The organism is Rhodocyclus gracilis, from assembly GCF_009617575.1.
GTDB classification, from domain to species: Bacteria; Pseudomonadota; Gammaproteobacteria; order Burkholderiales; family Rhodocyclaceae; genus Rhodocyclus; species Rhodocyclus gracilis.
In genome coordinates this window covers 348,095-364,765 of the sequence record NZ_WIXJ01000001.1, presented here as the reverse complement: position 1 = coordinate 364,765, position 16,671 = coordinate 348,095, and the positions used below count along the sequence as shown (strand labels likewise).

Here is a 16,671-nt window from a genome sequence, read left to right as displayed (position 1 = left end):
GTCGTGTTTTACCTGTTGCACAGCCCCGTATAGCGGGGCTTTTCTCTGAAAACTACAACATAAACAGACCATAAGACGCATCCTCAGGAGGAGACTTTGGAAAAAATCTGGCTGAAAAGCTATCCGGCAGGTATTCCCGCGGAAGTCGATCTTGGCGAATTCGCCTCGCTGGGGGCACTGTTCGAGCAGAGCGTTACGCGCTATCGCGACCGCGTCGCCTACATCAACATGGGCGTGTCGTTGACCTACGGTCAGCTGGATGAATTATCGCGGCAGTTTGCGGCGTATCTGCAGTCGGTCATTGCGCTGCCGCGCGGCGCGCGCGTGGCGATCATGATGCCGAACGTGCTGCAATACCCGGTGGCGATGCTCGGCGCCTTGCGGGCGGGCTACGCGGTGGTCAATTGCAATCCGCTCTACACCCCGCGCGAACTGGAACACCAGTTGAAGGACTCGGGGGCAGAGGCCATCGTCATCCTCGAGAACTTTGCGCATACGTTGCAGCACGCCATCGGCGCAACGGCCGTCAAGCATGTCGTCATGGCGCGCATTGGCGATCTCTTCGGTTTCCCGAAGGGCATGGTGGTCAATTTCGCCGTCAAATACATCAAGCACATGGTGCCGGCTTGGCGTCTGCCGCGTGTGACGGGCTTCAATACGGCGCTGGCGCGTGGCGCGGCGGCGAGTTACGCGCCGCCGGTAATCGGTCACGACGACATCGCCTTCCTGCAATACACCGGCGGCACGACCGGTTTCTCCAAGGGCGCCATGCTGACGCATGGCAACATCCTCGCCAATCTGACGCAGGCGCACGCGTGGATTCGCTCGGCGGTGCGCGAGGGGCAGGAGCTGATCGTCACCGCCTTGCCGCTTTACCATATCTTTGCACTGACGGCGAATTGCTTCACCTTCCTCAAGATCGGTGCAACCAACGTGCTGATCACCAATCCGCGCGACATTCCAGGCTTCATTGCCGAGTTGCGCAAATACCCGTTCACGGTGCTGACGGGGGTCAACACGCTCTTCAACGCCCTCCTGAACAACGAGGATTTTGCCCGCCTCGATTTCAGCCGCCTGAACGTGACGCTCGGCGGCGGCATGTCGGTGCAGAAAAGCGTCGCCGAACGCTGGAAGCGCGTCACCGGCAAGCCGCTGATCGAAGCTTATGGCCTCACCGAAACCTCCCCGGCGGTCACCATCAACCCGCTCGACATCACCGATTTCAACGGCTCGATTGGCTTGCCGATTTCGTCGACCGAAGTGCTCATCCTCGACGACAACGGCAAGGAAGTGCCACTTGGCAAGCCCGGCGAACTCTGTGTGCGCGGGCCGCAGGTGATGAAGGGCTACTTTAATCGCCCCGACGAGACGGCCAACGTGTTTACCGCCGACGGCTTCTTGCGTACCGGCGATGTGGCGGTGATGGACGAGCGCGGCTTCGTGCGCATCGTCGATCGCAAGAAGGACATGATTCTCGTCTCCGGCTTCAACGTCTATCCGAACGAGGTCGAAGACGTCGTGGCCCTGCACCCCGGCGTTCTCGAAGTGGCGGCGCTGGGGGTTGCCGATGCCCGCTCCGGCGAGGCGGTGAAGATCTTCGTCGTGCGTAAAGACCCGGCGCTGACGGCAGCCGACCTCATCGCGCACTGTCGCGAGAGCCTGACGGGCTACAAGGTGCCGCACATCGTCGAGTTCCGCGACGAATTGCCGAAGACCAACGTCGGCAAGATCTTGCGCCGCGCCTTGCGCGACGACGTGCCGGGCGTCTGAACGCGCGGCTTCCGCTGCGGCTGGGCGGCCTGTTAGTGGGCCGTCCGGCTGCGTAGAGGCGCTTTCCCGGCTGTCCTGGAGGGGGCGGAGGGCTATGGTAGACTTCCGCTCCCCTCGTCTTGCATGGAATCGCCATGTCCGGCAACAGTTTCGGCCTTCTTTTCTCGGTTAGCTCGTTCGGCGAGTCGCACGGTCCGGCGATCGGTTGCGTCGTCGACGGTTGCCCGCCGGGGCTGGAACTGTCGGCGGCGGATATCCAGGTCGAACTCGACCGGCGCAAGCCCGGCGGTTCGCGCCACGTCACGCAGCGACGTGAGTCCGACACGGTCGAAATCCTCTCCGGCGTTTTCGAGGGGCGCACCACCGGCACGCCGATCGGCCTGCTGATCCGCAACGAGGACCAGCGCAGCCGCGACTACGGCAACATCGCCGAGACCTTCCGCCCCGGCCACGCCGACTACGCCTATACGCAAAAATACGGTTTCCGCGACTATCGCGGCGGCGGCCGTTCGTCGGCACGCGAGACGGCGACGCGCGTTGCCGCCGGCGCGATCGCGCGCAAGTGGCTGAAGGAGCGCTACGGCGTCGTCATTCGCGGCTGGATGAGCCAGCTCGGACCGCTGCCGATTCCCTTTGTCGACGCGGCAGCGATCGACGACAACCCCTTCTTCGCGCCGAACGCGGCGATCGTCCCCGAACTCGAGGCGTACATGGATTCGCTGCGCAAGTCGGGCGATTCGGTCGGCGCGCTGATCACCGTTACCGCCAGCGGCCTGCCGCCGGGCTGGGGCGAGCCGGTGTTCGACCGCCTCGACGCCGACATCGCGCATGCGCTGATGGGAATCAACGCGGTCAAGGGCGTCGAGATCGGCGCGGGTTTTTCCGCGGTGGCGCAGAAGGGCAGCGAGCACGGCGACGAGATGAGCCCGGCTGGCTTCCTTTCCAATAACGCCGGCGGCATCGTCGGCGGCATCTCGACCGGGCAGGACATCGTCGCGCGCATCGCGCTGAAGCCGACGTCGAGCATCCGCCTCGAACGGCAGTCGGTGAATCTCGCCGGCGAAGCGTCGACGGTGGCGACGCACGGCCGGCACGACCCCTGCGTCGGCCTGCGTGCGACGCCGATCGCCGAAGCGATGCTGGCGCTGGTGCTGATCGACCACGCGTTGCGCCACCGTGCGCAGTGCGGCGACGTCGTCTGCGCGACGCCGCGCCTGCCGTCGTCGGCGGCCTGAGCGGCCTGCTCCGCCTGATTCGCGCGCTTAACACCCGCTGCCGTCACTTTGTCCGCGCTGCCCTACTGGCGACTGTCCAGCTACTACTTCTTCCACTTCGCCTTCATCGGCGCCTTCTCGCCGTACTTCGGCCTGTACCTGAAGTCGCTGTCGTTCTCGGCCTGGGACATCGGTCTGGTGATGTCGCAGATGCAGCTGATGCGCATGTTCGCGCCCTATCTGTGGGGCGCGCTCGCCGACCGGCAGCCACGGCGCACGCCGATCATCCGCCTGGCAGCGGCGATCAGCCTGGTTTCCTTCGTCGCCTTCTTCTTCACCACCAGCCTCGGCGGGCTGCTGGCGGCGATGGCAATGCTCGCGTTCTTCTGGAGCGCAGCATTGCCCCTGGTCGAAACGCAGACCTTCGACCACCTGCGCGACGATCCGGCGCGCTACAGCCGCATCCGCGTCTGGGGATCGATTGGCTTCATCTTCGCTGTCATGGTGGTCGGCGCCTGGCTCGAATACCAGCCGATCAGCCATCTGCTCTGGATGTTGCTGGCGACGCAAGTCGGCATCATGGTTTGCGCGCTGCGCGTGCCGGAAGCGAAGGCGCACAGCAGCACCACCGGGCCGGCGCCGGCGCTCGGCGCGATCCTCAGGCAGACGCGCGTGCGTGCGCTGCTCGCCGCGTGTTTTGCCATGTCGGCGGCGCACGGCGCGTACTACGTCTTCTACTCGATCCATCTCGCCGGACACGGCTATTCGACCTCGCTGGTCGGCGGCTTGTGGTCGCTTGGGGTTGTCGCCGAGATTGGCGTTTTCATGATCATGGCGCCGCTGATGCGCCGTTTCAGCCTGCGCGCCGTCCTGCTCACCTGCTTCGCGGCGGCGGCGCTGCGTTTCGTGCTGATTGGCTGGGGCGCCGACAGTCTCGCCATCCTCCTCGTCGCGCAAGTGCTGCACGCACTGACCTTCGGTGCGCACCACGCGGCGGCCATCGCTGCGATCAACCGCTGGTTCCCCGGGCGCGCGCAGGGGCGCGGACAGGCCTTGTATTCGAGCCTGTCCTTCGGTGCCGGCGGGCTGTTCGGTGCCTTGATCAGCGGCTGGAGCTGGGATAGCCTCGGCGCCGGCATCAGTTTTTCGATAGGTTCGGCCTTCGCCCTGCTTGGTTTTTTGCTGGTGTACGCCGGTGTGCGCGGCGAAGACGGGGCGGGCGAAGCGGTGATTGAGAGCAAAACATGAGGCAATTTTCGACGCGTAGTGATTGGCCCCATTGGTTCCGCCTGCGCCGTGCGAGCGGCGCTGTACTGGTGGCTGCGGCGCTGCTCGCCGCCTGCGCGACACAGACCACCTTGCCGGGCGCGGTTGGCGTCGACCGGCAGCAGATGCTGCTGATTCCGGCGGCAGACATGGATCGTGCCGCCGAGCAGTCGTATCGGCAGATCCTGCGCGAGGCGCAGGCGAAGGGTCAGCTCAACCATGATGCCGGCGACACGGCGCGCGTGCGCGCCATCGCCAACCGCCTGATTCCCGCAACCGCTGCCTTTCGGGCCGACGCGCCGGCGTGGCGCTGGGAAGTCAATGTCATCGACAGCAAGGAGCTCAACGCCTGGTGCATGCCGGGCGGCAAGATCGCCGTTTATTCCGGCCTGATCGATACGCTACGGCCGACCGACGCGGAACTGGCTGCCGTCATGGGCCACGAGATCGCGCATGCCCTGCGCGAACACGGCCGCGAGCGCGCCTCACAGGCGCAGGCGGCGAATCTCGGGCTGACGTTCCTGGGAGCGGCGGCTGGCCTGTCGCGCAATCAGGTCGATCTGGCCGGGCAAATCACCGATCTGACCGTGCTGCATCCAAACAGCCGGCAGAACGAGGCCGAGGCCGACCGCATCGGCGTCGAACTCGCGGCGCGCGCCGGCTACGACCCGCAGGCGGCCGTGTCGCTCTGGGAGAAAATGGCGGCGCGCAATGGCGGGCAGCCGCCGCAGTGGCTGTCGACCCACCCCTCGCACGCGACGCGCATTGCGGATCTGCAAGTCGCCGCCGAACGCGTGCAGCCGCTCTATGTCGCGGCGCGGCGAACGCTGCGCCCCGAGCGGAGCGAGAAGCCCCGCCCCGGCTGACAGCGCCGCCAGCGCTGTGACATAATCGGCGGCTTTCGTTGCGGTTGCCGGCAGGATGGGCGGCCGACGGCGCATCCGCTGGCCGGTTTTATGGCCGCTTTGACTGTCATGCCTTCCCGGCACGTTCTTCGGGCTGATTCCATGTCGCACAATTCGCCGCAAACGCTCTACGACAAACTCTGGCAAAGCCACGTCGTGCTCGAACAGGACGACGGCTCCGCGCTGATCTACATCGACCGTCACCTCATCCACGAAGTGACCAGCCCGCAGGCCTTCGAGGGCTTGAAGCTGGCCAAGCGCCAGCCGTGGCGGATTTCGTCGGTGGTCGCCACCGCCGACCACAATACGCCGACCAATCACTGGGAGCGCGGTATCGAGGATCCGGTGTCGCGCCTGCAGGTGGAGACGCTCGACGCCAACATCCACGAGTTCGGCGCGCTTGCCTACTACCCGTTCAAGGACTCGCGCCAGGGCATCGTGCACGTCGTCGGCCCGGAAAACGGCGCGACGTTGCCGGGGATGACCGTCGTCTGCGGCGACTCGCATACCAGCACGCACGGCGCTTTCGCCTGCATGGCGCACGGCATCGGCACCTCGGAAGTCGAGCACGTGCTGGCGACGCAATGTCTGGTGCAGAAGAAGTCGAAGACCATGCTCGTTCGCGTCGAGGGCCAATTGCGCCGCGGCGTCTCGGCCAAGGACATCGCACTGGCGGTGATCGGCAACATCGGCACCGCCGGCGGCACCGGTTACGCCATCGAGTTCGCTGGCAGCGCCATCCGCGCGCTGTCGATCGAAGGCCGCATGACGCTGTGCAATATGGCGATCGAGGCTGGCGCACGCATGGGCTTCGTCGCCGTCGACCAGACCACCATCGATTACCTGAAGGGCCGTCCGTTCGCGCCGAAGGGCGACGACTGGGAGCGCGCCGTCGCCAGCTGGCGGCAGCTCACGAGCGACGAAGGGGCGCGTTTCGATCAGGTGGTCGAGTTGCGCGCCGAGGCGATCGACCCGCTCGTCACCTGGGGCACCTCGCCGGAGATGGTCGTCTCGATCAAGGGCCGCGTTCCCGATCCGGCGTCGTTCGCCGATCCGGTCAAGCGCGAGGGCGCCGAGCGCGCGCTCGCCTACATGGGGCTCGCGCCGAACCAGTCGGTCGAGAGCATCGCCATCGACAAGGTGTTCATCGGCTCGTGCACCAACTCGCGCATCGAGGATCTGCGCGCCGCTGCCAGCGTGCTCAAGGGCCGCCATGTCGCCGCCAACGTCAAGCTGGCGCTGGCGGTGCCCGGTTCCGGTCTGGTCAAGCGCCAGGCCGAGGCCGAAGGGCTCGACAAGGTTTTCATCGCCGCCGGTTTCGAGTGGCGCGAACCGGGCTGTTCGATGTGTCTGGCGATGAACGCCGACCGCCTGGAGCCGGGCGAGCGCTGCGCGTCGACCTCGAACCGCAATTTCGAAGGTCGCCAGGGCGCCGGTGGGCGCACGCATCTGGTGAGTCCGCAAATGGCAGCGGCGGCGGCGATCGCCGGCCGTTTCGCCGACGTTCGTGAAATTGTCTGCAAGGAGCCTGTATGAGTCGCGCTACCGCATCCTTCCTCGTTTTGCTGGCGCTTGCCGCGACGGCGTGCAACACCGTTCACGGCATCGGCAAGGACATTGAACGCGGTGGTCAGGCCATCGAAAAGGCGGCACGCTAATGGACGCTTTCGTTCGCCTCAACGGGCTGGTGGCGCCGCTCGACCGCGCCAACGTCGACACCGACGCGATCATCCCGAAGCAGTTCCTCAAGTCGATCAAGCGTTCGGGCTTCGGCCCCAACCTGTTCGACGAGTGGCGTTACCTCGATGTCGGCCAGCCGGGTCAGGACAGTACGAATCGTCCGCGCAACCCGGATTTCGTGCTCAACCAGCCGCGCTATCAGGGCGCGCAGATTCTGCTGGCACGCAAGAACTTTGGCTGCGGCAGCTCGCGAGAGCACGCGCCCTGGGCCTTGCTCGACTTCGGCTTCCGCGCCGTGATCGCCGAGAGCTTCGCCGACATCTTCTTCAACAACTGCTTCAAGAACGGCATCCTGCCGATCACGCTGCCGGCCGCCGAGATCGATGCGTTGTTTGCCGCTGTGAGCGGTACGCCCGGCTTCCGCCTGCTGATCGATCTCGAACGGCAAGTCATCGAGCGGCCTGACGGCGTTTCACTGCCTTTCGCCATCGACGATTACCGCAAGGAACGTCTGCTCAATGGCTGGGACGACATCGGCCTGACCTTGCGCCACGCCGACATCATTCGCGAATTCGAGGAACGTCGTCGGCGCGAACAGCCCTGGCTGTTCTGCGGCTGATTTCCCGTCTTTTGCACCGTGCGTGTCGCGGTGCGGGCAAACCGGCGCCGTAAGGTGCCGGTGTTTTTTCATCCCGTCGGCGAGTCCGGCGGCAGCGCAGCGTCGTCCATCACGACGACCTGCCAGCGACCCAGCGCCAGCGGCGCTTACAGCGAGGAATGACATGAAGATTTGCGTATTGCCCGGCGACGGCATTGGTCCCGAAATCATGGCGCAGGCGCTGCGCGTGCTGCGCGCGCTCGACCTCGATTTCACTTTCGAGGAAGCGCTGCTCGGCGGCTGTGCCGTCGACGCCACCGGCGATCCCTTCCCGGAAGCAACGCGCCGTCTGGCGCTGGAGTCCGACGCGGTGCTGCTGGGCGCCGTCGGCGGCCCGCAGTGGGATACGCTGCCGCGCGAGCAGCGTCCGGAGCGCGGTCTGCTCGGCATCCGCAAGACGCTCGGCCTCTTTGCCAACCTGCGTCCCGCGATCCTTTACCCGGAACTCGCCAACGCCTCGACGCTGAAGCCCGAGGTCGTCGCCGGTCTCGACATCCTGATCGTGCGCGAACTCACCGGCGACATCTACTTCGGCCAGCCGCGCGGCATCGAGATGCGCGACACGGGCAACGGCAATGAGCGCGTCGGCTACAACACGATGATCTACAGCGAGAGCGAGATTCGTCGCATTGCCAAGGTCGCCTACGAGGCGGCGCAGAAGCGCAACGGCCGGCTGTGCTCGGTCGACAAGATGAACGTGCTCGAATGCACGCAGTTGTGGCGCGACATCGTCAGCGACATGGCGCGCGACTATCCGGACGTGCAGCTCTCGCACATGCTCGTCGACAACGCGGCGATGCAGCTGGTGCGCAACCCGAAGCAGTTCGACGTGGTGGTCACCGGCAACATGTTCGGCGACATCCTCTCCGACGAAGCCTCGATGCTCACCGGTTCGATCGGCATGCTGCCCTCGGCCTCGCTCGACGCCAACAACAAGGGCCTGTACGAACCCTCGCACGGCTCGGCGCCCGACATCGCCGGACAGGACAAGGCCAACCCGCTGGCGACCATTCTCTCGGCGGCGATGATGCTGCGTTACACCTTCGCGCAGGAAGAAGGTGCGCAGCGCATCGAGAACGCGGTGAAGAAGGTGCTGGCGCAGGGCTATCGCACCGGCGACATCTACGAACCGGGAACGACGCTGGTCGGCACGCGCGGCATGGGCGACGCCGTCCTCGCCGCGCTGTAGGCGAAAACCGCAGCTCCTGCGTTACCCGTAGACAGGGTCGGGCGTCAGCCCGGCTCTCCCTCCCGAATGAACGAATCGGCGGCCCGCGCGCCCAAGTGCGCAGGAGCCGTCGTGGCGATGCGAAGAAAGTGACACGAAGATGGCGATGACAAAGTTGGGTCTGGTCGGCTGGCGCGGCATGGTCGGCTCGGTGTTGATGCAGCGCATGGCCGAGGAGGGCGACTTCGCCCACGTCGAGCCGTTCTACTTCTCGACCTCGGCCGCCGGCAGTGCGGCGCCCGCCTTCGGCGGCAAGGAAGGCGGCGTCCTGCACGACGCGGCGTCGATCGACACGCTGCAGGCGATGGACATCATCATCACCTGTCAGGGCGGCGACTACACCAAGGAGGTGTTCCCGAAGCTGCGCGCGGCCGGCTGGAAGGGGCACTGGATCGACGCGGCATCGACGCTGCGCATGGCCGACGACGCAGTGATCGTCCTCGACCCGGTCAACCTTGACGTGATCAAGGCGGCGCAGGCGCGTGGCGTGAACAACTGGATCGGCGGCAACTGCACCGTCTCGCTGATGCTGATGGGCCTCGGCGGCCTGTTCCGTGCCGACCTCGTCGAGTGGGTGTCGGCGATGACCTATCAGGCGGCGTCGGGCGCCGGCGCGCAGAACATGCGCGAACTGCTGGCGCAGATGGGCGCGCTGCACGACGCGGTGAAGGCCGAGCTGGCCGATCCGGCGTCGGCGATCCTCGACATCGACCGCAAGGTCGCGGCGACGATGCGTTCGGCCGACTTCCCGACCAAGAACTTCCGCAACACCCCGCTCGCCGGCAGCCTGATCCCGTGGATCGACGTTCCCGTCGCCGACGGCCAGTCGAAAGAAGAGTGGAAGGGTGGCGCTGAGTGCAACAAGATCCTCGGCAAGCCCGCTTTCCGCAGCGCCGGCTCGATCCCGATCGACGGCCTGTGCGTGCGCATCGGCGCCATGCGCTGCCACTCGCAGGGCCTGACCATCAAGCTGAAGAAGGACGTGCCGCTGGCCGACATCGAAGGGCTGATCGCCGCTGCCAATCCGTGGGTCAAGGTCGTTCCCAACGAGCGCGAGATCAGCGAGCGCGAACTGACGCCGACCGCCGTCACCGGCACGCTTTCCGTTCCGGTCGGCCGCCTGCACAAGCTGGCGATGGGCCCCGAATACCTCGGCGCCTTCACCGTCGGCGATCAGCTGCTGTGGGGTGCCGCCGAACCGCTGCGGCGCATGCTGCGCATCCTTCTGGAAAGCTGACTCCGCCGCTGCCTTCGGGTGGCGCGGTGGATGTGCGTAGGCGCGCCGAAAAAAGCCGGGGAAAGCCCCGGTTTTTTTCCGCAGACGCTTCCCAGATCACAAGCAAGTTTAGCTTGCGCCGCTAACTGCATGATGTTATTTTGATTATTCTAAAAATCGACGCTCAAGGTGGTGCCGTGGCCAAACCATCTCAACCCGCATTGACCCGGTTTCGGCGGCGCGGCTGCGCGCTGGCAGTCGCGGCATGTCTTGGTTTTTCGCTCCCGCTGGCGGCAGAGGCGGCTGGTCTGGGGCGGGTGAATGTGCTTTCCGCTCTGGGGCAACCTTTGCGCGCCGAGATCGACCTGGCGGCAACGTCCGATGAACTGGCGGGGATGAAAGCCAGCCTCGGCTCGCCAGAGGCCTTTCGCCAGGCCGGCGTTGACTACAACCCGGCGTTGCTCGGCCTGCGTTTTGCTATCGATACGCGGGCGAACGGTCAGGCGGTCGTCAAGCTCTCCAGCGAGCGCCCGATGGCTGAACCCTTCGTCGATCTTCTGCTCGAGTTGAACTGGCCGGCCGGCCGTCTGGTGCGCGAATTCAGCTTCTTGCTCGATCCGCCTGAGGCGAACGCGCCTGCCTCCCTGACGGCCGTGGCGCCAGTGGTGCCTGCGGTAACGGCGCCGTCTCCGATTCGCCGTGTCATCCGCTCGGAGTCTGCCACCGATGCGTCTGCCAAGGCGGCGGAGAAATCCAGCGAAAGCACGCCGGAGCGCACGAGCGAGGCGGCGGCCGATGCCTCTCCCTCGCTGCGTGTCGATCCGACGATGTCAAAAACCGCAGCCCCGCGCGCAACGCACGAGGTGAAGCGTGGCGAAACCTTGCACCGCGTCGCCAGCGAGACGCGTCCCCAGAACGTTTCGCTCGAGCAGATGCTGGTTGGCCTCTTTCGCGCCAATCCTGAGGCATTCGACGGCGCCAACATGAATCGCATGCAGGCCGGGCGGATTCTCACTATTCCCTCGGCCGAGGAAGCTGCCGCGCTGCCCGACGAAGAGGCGAAGAAGATCGTCGTTGCCCAGTCAGCCAATTGGGAAGCCTATCGGCGCAAACTTGCGCAATTGGCTGCCAAGTCCGCAGCCAAGGACGATCAGGATCGGCAGGGCGCGACGGGGCGCGTGACGACGCGCGTCGAAGACAAGGCGGCACCGGCCAGCGATACCAAAGACCGGCTCCAGGTCTCGAAGAGCGAGTCGGCCGCCGCACGCGCCGGAGCGAAGGCCGAAGAAGAGGCCATCGCGCGCGAGAAGGCGCTGAAAGAGGCGAACGAGCGCATCGTCCTGCTGGAAAAGAACGTCTCCGATTTGCAGAAGCTCGTTGAACTGAAAAACCAGAAACTCGCCGACTTGCAAAAGCTCGCCGCCGCCAAGGAGTCAACGCCGGTACCGGCGAGCGAAACCCGGAAAGCCGAAGCAGACGCCAGTAAGGCGGCCGTGCCCGAGGCGTCAGCTCCTCACGCGACCACCGCTGAAACAGCCGATTCGGCAGCACCCGCCAGACAAGAGACTCCTGCTACGGCTGCGGAACCCGCCGCGACCCCAGAAGCGGCCGCACCGGAAGCGAAACCCGAGACTCCCGCGACATCCGCCGCTGCCGACGCGCCAGCGGCTGTGCCTGCGACGGACGCGACGAACGCCGACGAGTCGCTGCTCAAGAAACTTCAGGCCAACCCGATTCTGCTGGCCGGAGCGGGGCTTGCCGCCGTGCTGGGGCTTTTCTTCGCCTTCGCCCGTCGGCGCCAGCCCGCCGTGACGCCTGTCGAGGAAGAAGACGGTTCCGAAGGCAGCGATACGCTCTCGGCCAACGAGCCGCAGGAGGCGTCGCCAGAGCCTGAGCGGGAGGAGGCCCCGGCGCCAGTGTCGCCGGTAATTGCGAGCACTGAAGTGGTGGCAGATCAGTCGTCGCCGTATGCGCCGGCGGCTGCGCCCGCCGCAGCTTTCGCGCCAGTCGCCACGGCGGCCTACGCGGCGCTCGCCAATGATGCGCATGCGGCGCCAAAGGAAGACGATTTCGCGGATGCCGCTGGCCCTACTTCCGCCGCGCCGGAGGCTTCGGCCGCAGCCGGTCGCGCCGATACGGTCGCCGTTCCCGAAGAGTTGCCGGGCGAGTCGTTCGCCGCCGTTGAGGGTGCTGCGGTCGAGGTGGATTCGCCCGCTGAGTCCGCCGTCTCTGCGGCTGAGCCTGGCGCCGACGCTGTCGCCAGCGAACCTGCGGCAGTCGCCGAGCCGGTGTCGGCGGCGGAAGAAGCCGGCGATACGCGTATCGAAGACGGCGCGGCAGTCGTGCCGGAAGAAGCTCCTGCGTTTGCCGAAAACGAAACGCCGGGCGAGCCGGGCATGCTCGATTTCGATCTCACCCCCGACCTCGCTGACGCCGGCGCGGTGAACGAGCCGAGTGAAGAGTTGCTCCTGAGTGAAGCGTCGACCGACTCCCTGCCGCAGCCGCCTGAGGCGCCGGCTAGCGCCTTGCCCAAGGCGATGCTCGACATTGATTTCGATCTGGGCGCTACGCCTTCGCCTGCGACGGGCGCTGCGGTTCCGCCCGCGCCAGACGTCGAGGCGGAGAAGTCGTCGGAGAATGTGGCAGAAGCGGCCAGCGACGAACTGCCGGCAGACGAAGAGGGGGCGCTGGAGTTCGACGCCAACCTCGCCGATCTCGTCGATGTCGGTATTCCCGACGAGGCGCCGGTGGCGCCGCCTTTTGATCTCTCCTCGATCAATCTCGATCTCGCCGAGCCAGCCGGGCCAGTTGAACCGGCTGATTCAGCCGATGACGAGGCTGCGACCGCTGATACCGCTGATTCTGTGCCGCCGGACCTGCCTGACCCCTTCGCCGGTCGCTCGCCGGCTTCGCCTGCAACGCCTGAATTAGCGGAGCCGCTTGATTTCGGACAGGAGTTCGAGTCGCCCGCCGCACCGGCTGAGGCCGCTGCGCCGGCCGCGACCGAACCCCCGGCCGATGTTGAGGAACCAGTCAACGAAGAGGCGGAGACCAAGCTCGATCTTGCCAAGGCCTATGAAGAGATGGGCGATCTGGAGGGCGCGCGCGAGTTGCTCGAAGAAGTCCTTGCCGAGGGCAACACCGAGCAGCGTGAGCGTGCCGGCATGACCCTCGCCCGTCTTGAGGGCTGATCTTCGCGTAGGCGCAGGCCGTTGCGACTCAGGTCGCAGCGGCCGTTTTTTTGCGCCCCTCTGATTACCGCGTTTTTGCCAATACGCTCGTGTTCCCGACTTTTCATCCCGCCGTTCGCCTGGCTGGCTGGCTGCTCGCTTTGCTGGCGATACAGCGCCTTTCCGGCGTGCCTTTGCTACTCGCATTGGCCTTGAGCGTTTTTGCGGGCAGCGCGATTCGCCAGCGTGCCGGACGCCTGATCCGGCGTACGCGCTGGTTGTTGTTGTCGCTCTTCGCGGTCTTCGCCTGGGGCGTGGCCGGCGATCCTCTCTGGGCTGGCTGGGGGGCGCCGACGCGCGAAGGCCTCGACGAGGCGGCCTTGCAGTTAGGACGTTTGCTGCTCGTACTGGTCGTCGTCGCGGCGTTTCTGGAGAAAATGCCCTTGGGCACCTTGCTGAGCGGCGCACGGCGTTTGTTGCAGCCCTTGCGCTGGACGGGGATCGATGCGGATCGCGGTGTCATTCGGCTGATGCTGGCGCTGCGCTACGCCGAGGCGCTGCCGCGTCCGCGCGATTGGCGCAGCCTTCTCGCTGCGCCGGCGACGCCTCTTGCCGAGAGCATCGAGCTTGACGATTCGCCTTTGCGCGGGCGTGACCGGTTGGCGCTCGCGCTGGGCTTGATCGGCCTCGTCGCTTTGCTGGGGGGGTAAGCGATGCGTATTGCCTTGGGCATCGAGTACGACGGCGGCGGGTTCTGCGGCTGGCAAACGCAGCCGGCGGGCGGCAGTGTGCAGGATGCGGTACAGACCGCGCTGGCCGCTTTGGCAGGGCAGCCCATCGATATCGTCTGCGCCGGACGGACCGACGCCGGTGTGCACGCCAGTGCGCAGGTGGTGCACTTCGATGCGCCGGTTGCGCGTCCCGTGTCGGCGTGGGTGCGGGGCACGAATACCTTCTTGCCGCCGGCGGTTGTCGTGCGGTGGGCGCGCCCGGTGGCGGACGACTTTCATGCGCGTTTCTGTGCGCAGGGTCGGCACTACCGCTATCTGCTACTGAATCGTCCGCAGCGCCCGGCGATATGGCACGGACGCGCCGGCTGGCATCACGCGCCACTCGATCTGTCGGCGATGCAGGCCGCTGCCTGCTCTTTGCTCGGTGAGCACGATTTCTCGGCCTTTCGTGCGGCTGAGTGTCAGGCCCGCTCGCCCATCAAACGGTTGCGGCGTGCAGATGTTTCGCAGCAGGGCGACTTCATCGTCTTCGATTTTGCTGCGGGGGCATTCTTGCACCACATGGTGCGCAACATGGTGGGCAGCCTTGTTTACGTTGGCTTGGGGCGCCAAGCGCCCGCGTGGATCGACGAACTGCTCGCGGCTCGCGACCGCCGTCTGGCGGCGCCCACCTTTTCGGCGGCGGGCTTGTATCTTGTCGGGGTCGATTACGATCCCCGCTGGGGCTTGCCGCCGCTCGCCGATGACCTTTTGGCGGGCGCTCCTGCCGCCGACGAACAACGCATTGCTTTGCCCCGCGAGGATTGAGTATGCCGACACGCATCAAGATCTGCGGCCTGACGCGCGAGGAGGATGTCGACAGCACCGTCAGTGCTGGCGCGGATGCCATCGGTTTTGTTTTTTACCCGCCGAGTCCGCGTTACGTCAGCGCCGAGCAGGCCGCTCTGCTGGCGCGGCGTTTGCCGCCTTTCGTCAGCGCTGTCGGCTTGTTCGTCAATGCCGAGGCGGCGACGGTTCGGCAGATACTGGCGCAGGTGCCGATCCATCTCCTGCAGTTTCATGGCGACGAGGATGACGCCTGGTGCCGCCAGTTCGACCGTCCCTTCATCAAGGCGGCGCGCGTGAGGCCGGGAATGGATTTGCTACAATACGCCGCCGCGTTTCCCTCGGCTCAGGGCATTTTGCTCGATGCCTTCGTCGAGGGCTACGGCGGTGGCGGCGCCGTCTTTGACTGGTCGCTGATTCCCGCAGGGTTTTCCCGGCCGCTGATTCTTTCCGGCGGGCTGGATGCCGGCAATGTCGGCGAGGCGGTTCGACGCGTACGTCCGGCGGCGGTGGATGTCTCTTCCGGCGTCGAGTCGGCCAAGGGAATCAAGGACGCGGCGAAGGTACGTGCCTTCATTGCGGCCGTTCGCGGCGCCGCGTGATCAAGCTGGCCGGACGCGCGAGCCGGTGAGCACTAACAGGAGTTTTATGCGCAGATTTGCCGGTGGCCGGACCCGTAGGTCCTGGCGGTATTTTGTGGCGAAGCACACCTGAGGGAGTGCCTGATGGCGCGCGCTTGATGCGCACGCCCGGTCACTTCGCAGCCAATGCCACGAACCCCAGGAGAGTACGCATGACCCAGCCTACCTATGATCTGCCCGACGCCCGCGGCCACTTTGGCCCATATGGCGGTACCTTTGTCGCCGAAACGCTGGTGGCCGCGCTCGACGAGTTGAACGAAGCCTACGCCGCCGCGCGTCGCGACCCCGCTTTCGTCGCGGAATACGAATACGAACTCAAGCATTACGTCGGACGCCCGAGCCCGATCTATCACGCCCGCCGGCTTTCCGAGCGTCTGGGCGGCGCGCAGATTTATCTTAAGCGCGAAGACCTCAATCACACCGGCGCGCACAAGGTTAACAACTGTATCGGTCAGGCGATGCTCGCCCGCCGCATGGGCAAGCCGCGTGTCATCGCCGAAACCGGCGCCGGTCAGCACGGTGTCGCCACGGCGACGGTCGCCGCCCGCTATGGCATGCAGTGCGTCGTGTACATGGGCGCCGAGGACGTGCGCCGGCAGGCCGCCAACGTTTATCGCATGAAGCTGCTCGGCGCCGAAGTACGCCCAGTCGAAAGTGGCTCGAAGACGCTCAAGGACGCGCTCAACGAAGCGATGCGCGACTGGGTGACCAATATCTCCGACACCTTCTACATCATCGGTACGGTGGCGGGGCCGCATCCCTATCCGATGATGGTGCGCGATTTCCAGACGGTCATTGGCCGCGAGTGCCTGGAGCAGATGCCGGAACACTGCGGTCGCCAGCCCGATGCCGTGATCGCCTGCGTCGGCGGCGGTTCCAACGCCATCGGCATATTCCATCCTTACATCCCGCACGAGAATGTGCGCTTGATCGGCGTCGAGGCGGCGGGTGACGGTATCGATACCGGGCGGCACGCGGCCTCGCTCACCGCCGGTCGTCCCGGCGTGCTGCACGGCAACCGCACCTATCTGCTGCAGGATGACAATGGTCAAATCATCGAGACGCATTCGATTTCTGCCGGCCTCGACTACCCCGGTGTCGGGCCGGAACACGCCTGGCTGAAGGACTCCGGTCGTGCCGAGTACGTGACGATCACCGATAGCGAGGCGCTGGCGGCGTTCCATGATTTGTGCCGTCTGGAAGGGATCATTCCGGCGCTGGAGTCGAGCCACGCTCTCGCTTACGCCCTGAAACTGGCGCCGACGCTTTCACGCGAGAAGATTCTGCTGGTTAACCTGTCCGGTCGCGGCGACAAGGATATGCATACCGTCGCCGAAAAATCCGGCTTGCAGTTCTGAGCGCGCGGG

At 65.8% G+C, this 16,671-nt stretch carries 14 protein-coding genes; all 14 read left to right on the top strand.

The features are described 5' to 3' along the window. The first annotated feature begins 96 nt into the window (after nucleotides 1-96). The 14 genes from fadD (at nucleotide 97) to trpB (ending at nucleotide 16,662) form a co-directional block, all read left to right on the top strand. Nucleotides 97-1,770 (top strand): long-chain-fatty-acid--CoA ligase FadD, encoded by a 1,674-nt coding sequence (fadD, locus tag GHK24_RS01645; protein ID WP_153467948.1) that lies wholly within the window; start codon nucleotides 97-99, stop codon nucleotides 1,768-1,770. A 134-nt stretch (nucleotides 1,771-1,904) separates the two neighbouring features. Beyond that, on the top strand, nucleotides 1,905-3,005 hold the full coding sequence (gene aroC / locus GHK24_RS01640) for a chorismate synthase (RefSeq protein ID WP_153467945.1): 1,101 nt from the start codon (nucleotides 1,905-1,907) through the stop codon (nucleotides 3,003-3,005). 48 nt (nucleotides 3,006-3,053) lie between these two features. Further along, nucleotides 3,054-4,232, top strand: coding sequence for an MFS transporter (locus GHK24_RS01635; protein ID WP_153467940.1), 1,179 nt, complete (start codon nucleotides 3,054-3,056; stop codon nucleotides 4,230-4,232). Continuing rightward, nucleotides 4,229-5,116: a M48 family metallopeptidase gene (locus GHK24_RS01630; protein ID WP_153467936.1), complete on the top strand. Its 888-nt coding sequence runs from the start codon at nucleotides 4,229-4,231 to the stop codon at nucleotides 5,114-5,116. Before GHK24_RS01635 ends, GHK24_RS01630 begins: the two co-directional genes overlap by 4 nt. 141 nt (nucleotides 5,117-5,257) lie before the next feature. Further along, nucleotides 5,258-6,691, top strand: coding sequence for a 3-isopropylmalate dehydratase large subunit (leuC, locus tag GHK24_RS01625; RefSeq protein ID WP_153467932.1), 1,434 nt, complete (start codon nucleotides 5,258-5,260; stop codon nucleotides 6,689-6,691). Then, entirely contained in the window at nucleotides 6,688-6,813 is a 126-nt protein-coding gene (locus GHK24_RS01620; RefSeq protein ID WP_153467928.1) for an entericidin A/B family lipoprotein, read from the top strand. The genes leuC and GHK24_RS01620 overlap by 4 nt, the downstream gene beginning before the upstream one ends. Beyond that, the gene (gene leuD / locus GHK24_RS01615; RefSeq protein WP_153467925.1) at nucleotides 6,813-7,454 is read left to right on the top strand and encodes a 3-isopropylmalate dehydratase small subunit; all 642 of its coding nucleotides are present in this window, start codon (nucleotides 6,813-6,815) and stop codon (nucleotides 7,452-7,454) included. The genes GHK24_RS01620 and leuD overlap by 1 nt, the downstream gene beginning before the upstream one ends. Nucleotides 7,455-7,617: 163 nt before the next feature. Beyond that, a complete protein-coding gene (leuB, locus tag GHK24_RS01610) occupies nucleotides 7,618-8,682 on the top strand; it encodes a 3-isopropylmalate dehydrogenase (RefSeq protein WP_153467920.1) in 1,065 nt (354 codons plus the stop codon). A 145-nt stretch (nucleotides 8,683-8,827) separates the two neighbouring features. Next, nucleotides 8,828-9,958, top strand: a complete 1,131-nt coding sequence (gene asd / locus GHK24_RS01605; protein WP_153467915.1) for an aspartate-semialdehyde dehydrogenase — start codon at nucleotides 8,828-8,830, stop codon at nucleotides 9,956-9,958. A gap of 176 nt (nucleotides 9,959-10,134) precedes the next feature. Beyond that, complete coding sequence (locus GHK24_RS01600) at nucleotides 10,135-13,128, top strand: motility hub landmark protein FimV (protein WP_479725244.1); 2,994 nt, start codon at nucleotides 10,135-10,137, stop codon at nucleotides 13,126-13,128. Nucleotides 13,129-13,178: 50 nt separating this feature from the next. Continuing rightward, nucleotides 13,179-13,817, top strand: a complete 639-nt coding sequence (locus tag GHK24_RS01595) for a hypothetical protein (protein ID WP_153467909.1) — start codon at nucleotides 13,179-13,181, stop codon at nucleotides 13,815-13,817. Between the two features lie 3 nt (nucleotides 13,818-13,820). Next, nucleotides 13,821-14,645: a tRNA pseudouridine(38-40) synthase TruA gene (truA, locus tag GHK24_RS01590; RefSeq protein ID WP_153467906.1), complete on the top strand. Its 825-nt coding sequence runs from the start codon at nucleotides 13,821-13,823 to the stop codon at nucleotides 14,643-14,645. Nucleotides 14,646-14,647: 2 nt separating this feature from the next. Continuing rightward, nucleotides 14,648-15,265, top strand: coding sequence for a phosphoribosylanthranilate isomerase (locus tag GHK24_RS01585; protein ID WP_153467903.1), 618 nt, complete (start codon nucleotides 14,648-14,650; stop codon nucleotides 15,263-15,265). 191 nt (nucleotides 15,266-15,456) lie between these two features. Then, nucleotides 15,457-16,662, top strand: a complete 1,206-nt coding sequence (gene trpB / locus GHK24_RS01580; RefSeq protein WP_153467900.1) for a tryptophan synthase subunit beta — start codon at nucleotides 15,457-15,459, stop codon at nucleotides 16,660-16,662. Nucleotides 16,663-16,671: the final 9 nt, after the last annotated feature.

What these genes read in the sequence shown, in the direction of transcription:
- leuC (WP_153467932.1), top strand. Translation starts at nt 5,258, where the DNA reads ATGTCGCACAATTCGCCGCAAACGCTCTACGACAAACTCTGGCAAAGC.
- GHK24_RS01620 (WP_153467928.1), top strand. Translation starts at nt 6,688, where the DNA reads ATGAGTCGCGCTACCGCATCCTTCCTCGTTTTGCTGGCGCTTGCCGCG.
- GHK24_RS01630 (WP_153467936.1), top strand. Translation starts at nt 4,229, where the DNA reads ATGAGGCAATTTTCGACGCGTAGTGATTGGCCCCATTGGTTCCGCCTG.
- asd (WP_153467915.1), top strand. Translation starts at nt 8,828, where the DNA reads ATGACAAAGTTGGGTCTGGTCGGCTGGCGCGGCATGGTCGGCTCGGTG.
- GHK24_RS01585 (WP_153467903.1), top strand. Translation starts at nt 14,648, where the DNA reads ATGCCGACACGCATCAAGATCTGCGGCCTGACGCGCGAGGAGGATGTC.
- aroC (WP_153467945.1), top strand. Translation starts at nt 1,905, where the DNA reads ATGTCCGGCAACAGTTTCGGCCTTCTTTTCTCGGTTAGCTCGTTCGGC.
- truA (WP_153467906.1), top strand. Translation starts at nt 13,821, where the DNA reads ATGCGTATTGCCTTGGGCATCGAGTACGACGGCGGCGGGTTCTGCGGC.
- leuD (WP_153467925.1), top strand. Translation starts at nt 6,813, where the DNA reads ATGGACGCTTTCGTTCGCCTCAACGGGCTGGTGGCGCCGCTCGACCGC.
- leuB (WP_153467920.1), top strand. Translation starts at nt 7,618, where the DNA reads ATGAAGATTTGCGTATTGCCCGGCGACGGCATTGGTCCCGAAATCATG.
- trpB (WP_153467900.1), top strand. Translation starts at nt 15,457, where the DNA reads ATGACCCAGCCTACCTATGATCTGCCCGACGCCCGCGGCCACTTTGGC.